This window comes from Bifidobacterium sp. POST2/T3 (B1) (assembly GCF_058197115.1).
Genome location: NZ_JBVPQK010000104.1, coordinates 1 through 8,266, shown reverse-complemented (window position 1 = coordinate 8,266; position 8,266 = coordinate 1). Strand labels below are relative to the sequence as shown.

The following is an 8,266-nucleotide window of genomic DNA, read 5'->3' as shown; positions in this document are numbered from 1 at the left end:
GAGGGCTGTCAGGAGACCACCCATGACCGCCAGGCAGGCCAGAGGCATGCCCGACAGACCCAATACGACAATGCCGAAGATGGCAGCAGTGTTGGCTCCGGCAGTAATGCCGATGATGTCTGGGCTGGCCATCATGTTGCGCAGGAGGTACTGGAAACCAATCCCGGCCATGCCGAATGCGATGCCGGCGACACAGCCAATTAGTGTCCGGGGCATACGGAGTTGGAGAATCACGAACCTGGTTCCTTCGTCTGACTGTCCCCAGACCGCTCCAACCAGGTCACTCATGGAGTAGACGCGGTGTCCTAAGGTCAGATCGGCCAATGCGAGAGCGATCAGGAGTATCACAAGCAGGATGGTCACTGTCAGCGAACGAATGGCATGGGCCCGTCTTATCCGTTGCAGGTCGGTCATCGCATCATGCCTCTGTGAATCATGAAGGAGACAAGCATCCATGCCTATACCTCCGCGGTTCTTCTGCGCCCGGCCAGAATCACGAATACGGGAGCCCCAATCAGTGCCGTGACGATGCCGACCTCCACATCGGATGGACGGGTGATTATCCTGCCCACCACGTCGGCGCCAACCACCAGGATGGGGCCGATGAGGATGCTCAGGGCCATGATTCGCCTGTAGTCGGGGCCTATGAGCAGTCGTGCCACATGGGGAACCACCAAGCCGACGAAGCTAATCGGACCCGCCAGCGCTGTGCAGGAGGCGCAGAGGAGTATCGCCGCAAGCCAGGCCAGGCTGCGGACACGTCCGATATGCATGCCCAGCCCCTCGGCCATCTGATCACCCAGGGTCAAGGCGTTGATTCCGGGTGTCAGGCAGAAGGCGAGTATCAGGCCAAGGGCGAGAAGAGGCAGGACCGGCATCATGAGGTCGAACCGGGCGCCCGAGATTCCACCCACCTGCCAGAAGCGATATGAGCTGATGACATTGACGCGCGGCAGGAGGATGGCGGAGGTAAGGGACCCCAGTACCGAGCTGATCACGACACCGGCCAGGGTCAGCCTCAGGGGCGATGGGCCGGATGGCCCCAGGGAACCTATGGCCCAGACGATCAGTGCGGTCGTCGCGCTGCCCAGCAGTCCCACCCAGACATACTGGGCCGGAGTCGATAGGGAGAAGAAGGCTATGGAGCAGACAATTGCCAGGGCTGCCCCCGTGTTGAAACCCAGAATCGACGGGTCCGCCAGTGGGTTGCGTGATATGCCCTGCATCAGGGTCCCAGCCACCCCGAGCCCGGCACCGACCATGAGGCCGAGGACGGTGCGGGGGATTCTCAGGCGGATGGCCGAGACCGCGATGTCATCCGAGGAGGTCGACAGGGCATGGAGGATGTCGGAAGGACTGACGGAACGGGAGCCGAAAACCAGGGACAGGCCGCAGACCGTGACCAGGCAGGCCGCCAGGATCAGCTCGGACAAGACCATGGATCCGATTCCCTTGCCATGCATGACGACCTGTCGGTTATCAGGGCGCGGTGTCATTGCTGGTTGCATATCGGCACCCCTTATCCCTCTTTCATCCCCTCACCTGTGGCCTGAATCAGACCTTGGAGGCAGCCTCGCCCAGAAGCCCGGCGTAAGTGTCGGTCGTCTTCTGGATGGACAGGGCCGAGGGGTCGAGGGCATTGGCCATCTCGCTGTCATTGTCGATGACCACGACGGACCCGCGCTCAACTGCGGGAATCTTGGAAAGAAGGGGGTCCTTGCGCATCGCTTCAAACAGGTCGGGGGTGCCGTAGGTGACGATGATGTCGACGTCCTTGTATCTGTCGGCGTGCTCCGAGGAGATCTCCTTGTAGAAGTCCTCGGTGCTTCTGGAGTCCTCCTTGATGGACTCCGGAGTCTCCAGGCCCAGATCGTTCAGGAATTGCGGCCGGGCGTCGGAGGTGGTGTAGACGCTGAACTTGGAGAGCTTGGAGGCGTCGAAGTACATGACCGCCCCGGTCTTCCCTTTGATGGCTGAATGGGCCTCGGCGGCCTTTGCGATGCGCTCCTCCAGGTCGGCTATCAGCTGCTTGCCCTTTTCTGGTTCACCGATGGCCTGGGCCGTGGCGGTGATGACCTTGCGCCAGGGGTCGCCCCAGGCCACCTTCTGATAGGCGATGGTGGGCGCGATCCTGCTCAAGGTGTCGTACTGCTTCTTGGTCATGCCGGAGAGCAGGCCGATGATCAGATCAGGCTTGGATGCGGCGATGGCTTCGACATCGATGCTGTCTGATTCGTCATGCAACTTGGGTATATCCGCCTTGTCCACATGCATCTCATCCAAGGCATCCTTGGTCCAGGTCAGGTATCCCCCATCGACGGTCTTGCCGAAGGCGTTCTTTTGGATGCTGACCGGCACGACCCCCAAGGCGATGAGATTGTCGGGAGTGGCCCATCCGACGGTGGCGATGCGCTTGGGCTTGGAAGGTATCGAGGTGGTGCCGTAGACGTGATCGATCTTGACGGGGAAGGAGCCTCGCCCTTCCGTGACCTTTGACTCGCTGGACGGACCTGCCTGCGAGTCCGATCCGCAGGCACCCAGGAAGAACAGGGCGCTTGCCAGCACCAGGATGACTGCGATAGTGCGCTTGAATCGAGTGAGGGAATGGAGTGGTCGAATGTGCATGTGGTTCCTTTGATCGTGCTGTCGAATTGGCATGGTGCACCAGAGCCAGGTACCAGATGTAGCATCGGTGCGATGGGAAGAAAAGAGTTGATTTCCTTGGTTGCGTGTGTTAATTAGCGCGCTGCGAAGTTGAGAAGTAGGCAAGGAAAATGCGAGGGGCCAGGTCGGATCAGCCTCTTCATGGCTTTCGGTGTGGTCATCCAGCAAAGTCCTTGCTCTATCGGTCTTTTGCGCCGAGGGTCATGTCCGATATCAGGGTTCGGCAGACGCAAACTCTGACTGTCTCAGGTATCTCAAGCTTTCGCAAGGCCTTCCTTGGTTTGCAGAAGTGTCCAGCCCGCTCCTTTATCTTTCTTTATTTTCGGTCTTTAGTCTGGCTCCTGTCACACGGAAACGAATAGGAGCTGACCATGCGTTACATATTGCGGACCGAGGGGCTGACCAAGGTCTTCGGCCACGGACAGCGGGCCGTCGACCAGGTGTCCCTGCATGTCCCCGAGGGCGGAGTCTATGGGCTCCTGGGTCCAAACGGGGCTGGAAAATCCACTACTTTGAAAATGGTCACAGGCATGCTGCACCCCACTGGCGGATCGATGATTCTGGACGGGCACCCTTGGTCGCGCCGGGACCTCTACGACATCGGCGCCCTGATCGAGCAGCCGCCCATCTACCCAAACCTGACGGCCCGCCAGAACCTCAAGGTGCGTACAACCCTCTTCGGCCTGCCCGATGAACGGATCGACCAGGCGCTCTCCGTTGCCGGACTGAGCGATACGGGCTCCAAGAAGGCCGGACAGTTCTCCCTAGGTATGAAGCAGCGTCTGGGGATAGCCAACGCCATCCTGACCAAACCCCGTCTGCTGATTCTGGACGAGCCCACGAACGGGCTGGATCCGTTGGGCATCGAGGAGCTGAGGGGGATGATCCGCAGCTTCCCGCAGCAGGGGATGAGCGTGATCGTCTCCAGCCATATCCTTTCCGAGGTGTCGATCCTGGCGGATCATATCGGCATCATCGCCGACGGTCGCCTGGCCTACGAGAATGAACTGCACGCCGGGGAGGACCTGGAGGGGCTGTTCATGGACGTGCTTAGGAGGTCGCGATGAACGAGAGGAATGCCAGCGAACTCGTCCAGCAGGATACGGCTGAAAGAGTCAGAACCAGGGGCAACGGCATCCCCTTTGGCAGGATCCTGGCAGCGGAGATCATCAAGGGCCGGTCGGCCGCGCCCAGACGGATGGCCTTGGCTTTTCCTCTGGTGCTCATTATTATCGTGGCTTGCTTTGCGTTCGGGCTGCATGTCTGGATGCCCTCCTGGGTCAACTACTGGTATGTCCTGCTTCTTCCGGCCATGACTGCCCTGATAAGCGTCGCCGTGGCCAACATCGACGGCAAACAGCGGTGGAGGACCACTCTGGCCCTGCCTGCTGCGCCCGCTCTGATCTGGTGGGCCAAGATTGTCTACTGTCTGCTTCTGGTCGGCATCGTCACCCTGCTGGCTCTGGGTCTGTCAGCACTTATAGTCGCCGTTTCCAGGGTCGAGGGTCCCTCCCTAGTCGACTTCGTAGTCAGTGCCCTGATGCTGGTCCTGGCCTGCTCCTGGATGATACCGGTGGGACTGGCACTGACCGCCCGGTTCGGTGTTCTGATCGGATTCGGCCTGCCTTACATGGTGGATTTGCTGGTTTCGATTACCTTCTGGGGAAACATACGGCTATGGCCCTTCCTGCCGCCCGCCGCCATGATCAACCTGCCGGTGCCCTTCATGAAGGTCATGCCTGATGGTGTGCCCCTGGAGACTGAAGACAACAGTCCCATCAAGGCTGCGCTGTCTGTCTTCGGCGGGCAAAGCCTGACGGCCTTGGTGGCCTGTCTGGTCTGGTTCCTGCTCCTGTCCGTCCTGACGGGCATCTGGTTCTCGCGGAAGGAGACCAACTGACATGACTGGGATGACAGTCGGCCGGGTCGTGGCCTCGGAAATCGTGCGTTTGCACGGATCTGTGCTTATCGCCATCCACGTCATCTGCGGGTTGGCGGCAGGACTCGTCTGCGGTGCCTACTTCGCCGCAGCCCCCTATGATCCCGGGTTGGAGACCGATGCCTTCTTTCAGGTCCTGGGCGCCTTCATGCCCCTGATGGCCGCCATTGTCGTTGCCATAAACATCGAAACCGAGCGTGAGGCCGGCGACATGGCCAACCTTCTGGGGATTCCCAGCCGCCGTCTGGGTCTGGCGGCCAAGGTCCTGGTGCTCTGGCTTCTGGGTCTGCTGGCACTGGCCCTGGCGGCTCTGGCATACTGCCTGCCCATGGCTCTGGCTGGCGGACTGGGCGCACCAATCTCGGCCGTCGCGCTCGCCACCGTGGGCATGGCAGGTGGTTCCCTCTGCCTCTACCTTTTCTCCATCGCCCTAGCCCTGAGCTTCGGCCGGAACGCGACCATCGCCATTGGTGTCCTCGGCACCGGAGTATCCATCAGTTCCCTCGGTGGCCTCTTCAACGGCCTGTACAGCCGTACCCTGTCCGGCGCCGCCAGCACTCCCGGGATCAGCCGGTGGATACCCTTTACCTGGCCTAGCAGGTTCGGCTCCCTGGGGATCGAGCAGGCGCTGGCCTTGACCATGCCGGGAGGGGAGGGCCTGCGTGCCTCAATCGGCATGACGGCTGTGGATAATCTGGTTCCCTGTCTGGTCCTCACCCTGACCCTGGGCCTGGCCCTCCTGCTCTGGATCGGCAGGTTCGAGGATCGGCGAAAGGTCAGCGATTAGACTGGATTACAGGGCATCCGGTCCGTAAGGAATCTGTCCTGCAAGGAAACCGTCCTGCAAGAAATCAAGCTTGCAAGAATCCTGGCCCGCAAGGTGTTTATTCTCAAACGCTGCTGGGCCGGGTCGCTAAGCGCAGAAAAGGAGCCAATCGTGGCTGATGTGCACGCCGGAGGTTCCCCCGGGGACGATCGGCATCGGGCCTCCATCCTGGTGGTGGACGACGATCCAAGGATCACCACCCTGCTGATGGCCGCCCTGTCCAAGGACGGTTATGCCGTGACCGTGGTCAACGAGTCGCGGAAGGTTGTAAGCATGGACCTGTCCTCGGTCGACCTGATTCTCTGCGATGTCATGATGCCTCACATGGACGGCTTTGCCCTCCTGGCTGCCATCAGGGAACGAGTGTCCTGCCCGATCATCTTCCTGACGGCCAAGACCGACGAGGACAGTGCGGTCCTGGCCTATGGCCTGGGCGCCGACGACTATATACGCAAGCCCTTCGGCATTGCCGAGCTCCGAGCCAAGGTCAGGGCGAGGCTTTCCCAGGGTAGTCGGCGCGGGCGTCCCCTCCTGCATTTCGGACCCTTGGACATGGACCTTCAGGCGCGGCAGATCAGGGTGGATGGGCACAGCGCCAATCTGACGGATGCGGAATACCGCATATGCGCCCTGCTGGCAGAACATCCCGGTCGGGCCTACGCGCCCATGCAGATATGGGAGGCCTGCCTGGCCGCAGAGGATGACCCGGCCGCCGATGATACGGACAGCGATGCCACGGCTGCGGTCAGAGTGCATCTGAGCAATGCCCGGCGCAAGCTCAAAGCCCTGGGGGTGGACCCCATCAGGACCATCTGGTCGGTGGGTTACCAATGGGTGGCCTGACCGACGGTGTACCAGAGTCGCTCAGGGAGCAGAGCGTCAACGGCAAGGGCCGGCCCAGCCGCAAGGGAATGCCCATCGTTCTGCTGATCATCAGGTACTTTCTCTATGTGCTGCTGATTCTGGCTGTGCTCTTCGCCGGCATTTATATGGTCTGGATAAACCTGGGGGCCAGGGGCGACTTCTTCTGGGCCAACTATGGCGAGCAGCATCTGGAGAAAGTTGGGCGCTCCATTGGCCGTACGACCACTGTTGACGAATCCCTGATTCCCGCCGCCTACTGGTATCGGACCTATGACCATCAAGGGCATCCCGTGGGGGGCGATATGAAGGGCGGCATGGCCAGCGAGGCCGACCAGCTGGCAGCCGACCATCGGAAGCATAGGGCGTCTAAGCAATCGGAAGAGCGGGAAAAGAAGACGGGACGGCCCCTTGCCACTCGTGCAAAGCCGGATGCGACCTACGTCGTCTATGCCACAGCCGACGGGAGGCCATGTGTCCTGGCCTATCGGATTCAGCCGCAGTGGGCATCGAGGCAGACCCGGGACCGCTATCCCAATCCCCAGAACCTGCTGCTCGCGTCTTACGGGATCGCTTTGCTGCTCAGCCTCTTGTTGGTCGGGTTGCGGGCGGCCCATGTCATATCGTCCAAGCTCAAGGTCTTCAACCAGGTGGCTGACGACATAGGGCGGCAGGACCTGGATGCCTCCCTGCCCCGCAGCAACGTGCTGGAGATCAACCGTGTGCTGGGGTCCTTCGACAGGATGCGCGCCACGCTGAGGGAATCGCTGGAGAAGACCTGGACGGCCCAGGAGTCCCAGCGTCGGCAGGTGGCGGCCCTGGCTCACGACCTGAAGACGCCGCTGACCATCATGCGAGGCAACGCCGACCTGCTGGGGGAGACCGGACTCAGCCAGGAGCAGCAGTCCTACCTGGACTCCATCGAGGACGCCATCCGCGAGATGGCCGACTATGCCCAGGCCATCAGCCAGGGTTCCGTGGGCACCGCTTCAGAGCGATCCGGGGTTACGACAGTTGCCTTGAGAGATATGGTCGACAACCAGGCCCAGGGGTACCTCAATGCTCGGGGTCTGCGACTCGAGAGGGATGACCGCCTGGGTTCCGATGTCGGACAGGTTTCCGGTAATGATGCTGACCTTGCGAGGGCGATCATGAATATCGTCGCCAACGCGGCTGACTATTCTCCGGACCAAGGCCTGGTGGCGCTGACCTGGAGGCTGGAAGATGTCCAGGCGGGCGGGCGCGATTTGGTGGTGACCGTGCGTGACCAGGGTCCAGGATTCAGCAGCCAAGCTCTGGCACATGCCACGGAATGGCTTTATCGGGCCGATAGCAGTCGGCACGGCTCCGGCGGCCACCATGGCATCGGCCTGGCTGCAGCCCGGTCGACTGTGGAAAGTGCAGGAGGCCACCTGACCCTGGGGAATGCAACCGATGGCGGTGGCGCAGTGGTCACTGTATCTTTGCCAGTGCAGTGACTGGGGCAGGGTGAATATCGGTCACTACAAACTCCGTGTCCGATTAAGAATTGTACATTGATAAAGATCTGGAAATAGTGTTAATTGCGGGCCGATAATTATAAAAACATCAATTTTTTAGTAATCATTTTAGTAATTGATTACTAAAGTTTGCCTTTCTTTAGTAAATCTGTATGATAGAGATCACAGAGATTATCAATTTGTAGGGGCCTGTATGCAACAATCAGATGACGCTGAACAAAGCAATCTGTCTCTGGAGGAGGTCGTGCGTTCGATTCAGCGCAAGGGTTGTGGAGGCCAATCGATAGAAGTCAAAGCCGCCAGCCAGGGGACTCCAAAGGTGTATGACTCGCTGTCGTCGTTTTCCAACCAAAACGAGGGCGGCATCATCGTATTCGGGCTGGATGAAAGCCTTGGATTCGAGGTTGTCGGCGTCCATGACGCGCAGGAGCTGGAAAAGGCGGTAACGGCACAGGGCAAAGAGATGTATCCCGAGGT

9 protein-coding genes are annotated in these 8,266 nt (G+C 60.3%); 6 read left to right on the top strand and 3 right to left on the bottom strand.

What is annotated here, in order from left to right; genetic code table 11:
* The 3 genes from AC0AP0_RS06385 to AC0AP0_RS06375 all read right to left on the bottom strand — a co-directional run.
* On the bottom strand, positions 1–414 hold a 414-nt coding region (locus AC0AP0_RS06385; protein ID WP_490429766.1), incomplete at its 3' end, for an iron chelate uptake ABC transporter family permease subunit.
* A 44-nt stretch (positions 415–458) separates the two neighbouring features.
* The gene (locus tag AC0AP0_RS06380) at positions 459–1,508 is read right to left on the bottom strand and encodes a FecCD family ABC transporter permease (RefSeq protein ID WP_490429765.1); all 1,050 of its coding nucleotides are present in this window, start codon (positions 1,506–1,508) and stop codon (positions 459–461) included.
* Positions 1,509–1,554: 46 nt separating this feature from the next.
* The gene (locus tag AC0AP0_RS06375; protein ID WP_490429764.1) at positions 1,555–2,625 is read right to left on the bottom strand and encodes an iron-siderophore ABC transporter substrate-binding protein; all 1,071 of its coding nucleotides are present in this window, start codon (positions 2,623–2,625) and stop codon (positions 1,555–1,557) included.
* A 410-nt stretch (positions 2,626–3,035) separates the two neighbouring features.
* Here AC0AP0_RS06375 and AC0AP0_RS06370 point away from each other — a divergent pair, with 410 nt between their 5' ends.
* The 6 genes from AC0AP0_RS06370 to AC0AP0_RS06345 form a co-directional block, all read left to right on the top strand.
* Positions 3,036–3,731, top strand: a complete 696-nt coding sequence (locus AC0AP0_RS06370; RefSeq protein WP_490429763.1) for a lantibiotic protection ABC transporter ATP-binding protein — start codon at positions 3,036–3,038, stop codon at positions 3,729–3,731.
* The gene (locus tag AC0AP0_RS06365) at positions 3,728–4,564 is read left to right on the top strand and encodes a lantibiotic immunity ABC transporter MutE/EpiE family permease subunit (protein WP_490429762.1); all 837 of its coding nucleotides are present in this window, start codon (positions 3,728–3,730) and stop codon (positions 4,562–4,564) included. Before AC0AP0_RS06370 ends, AC0AP0_RS06365 begins: the two co-directional genes overlap by 4 nt.
* A gap of 1 nt (position 4,565) precedes the next feature.
* On the top strand, positions 4,566–5,390 hold the full coding sequence (locus tag AC0AP0_RS06360; protein WP_490429761.1) for a hypothetical protein: 825 nt from the start codon (positions 4,566–4,568) through the stop codon (positions 5,388–5,390).
* A 150-nt stretch (positions 5,391–5,540) separates the two neighbouring features.
* Positions 5,541–6,272, top strand: coding sequence for a response regulator transcription factor (locus AC0AP0_RS06355; RefSeq protein ID WP_490429760.1), 732 nt, complete (start codon positions 5,541–5,543; stop codon positions 6,270–6,272).
* Positions 6,260–7,768, top strand: coding sequence for a sensor histidine kinase (locus tag AC0AP0_RS06350; RefSeq protein ID WP_490429759.1), 1,509 nt, complete (start codon positions 6,260–6,262; stop codon positions 7,766–7,768). Before AC0AP0_RS06355 ends, AC0AP0_RS06350 begins: the two co-directional genes overlap by 13 nt.
* 214 nt (positions 7,769–7,982) lie before the next feature.
* On the top strand, positions 7,983–8,266 hold a 284-nt coding region (locus AC0AP0_RS06345), incomplete at its 3' end, for an AlbA family DNA-binding domain-containing protein (RefSeq protein ID WP_490429758.1).

Bases quoted from the DNA above. Each gene is read 5' to 3' on its own strand.
- AC0AP0_RS06380 (WP_490429765.1), bottom strand. From the start codon at position 1,508: ATGCAACCAGCAATGACACCGCGCCCTGATAACCGACAGGTCGTCATG.
- AC0AP0_RS06375 (WP_490429764.1), bottom strand. From the start codon at position 2,625: ATGCACATTCGACCACTCCATTCCCTCACTCGATTCAAGCGCACTATC.
- AC0AP0_RS06370 (WP_490429763.1), top strand. From the start codon at position 3,036: ATGCGTTACATATTGCGGACCGAGGGGCTGACCAAGGTCTTCGGCCAC.
- AC0AP0_RS06365 (WP_490429762.1), top strand. From the start codon at position 3,728: ATGAACGAGAGGAATGCCAGCGAACTCGTCCAGCAGGATACGGCTGAA.
- AC0AP0_RS06360 (WP_490429761.1), top strand. From the start codon at position 4,566: ATGACTGGGATGACAGTCGGCCGGGTCGTGGCCTCGGAAATCGTGCGT.
- AC0AP0_RS06350 (WP_490429759.1), top strand. From the start codon at position 6,260: ATGGGTGGCCTGACCGACGGTGTACCAGAGTCGCTCAGGGAGCAGAGC.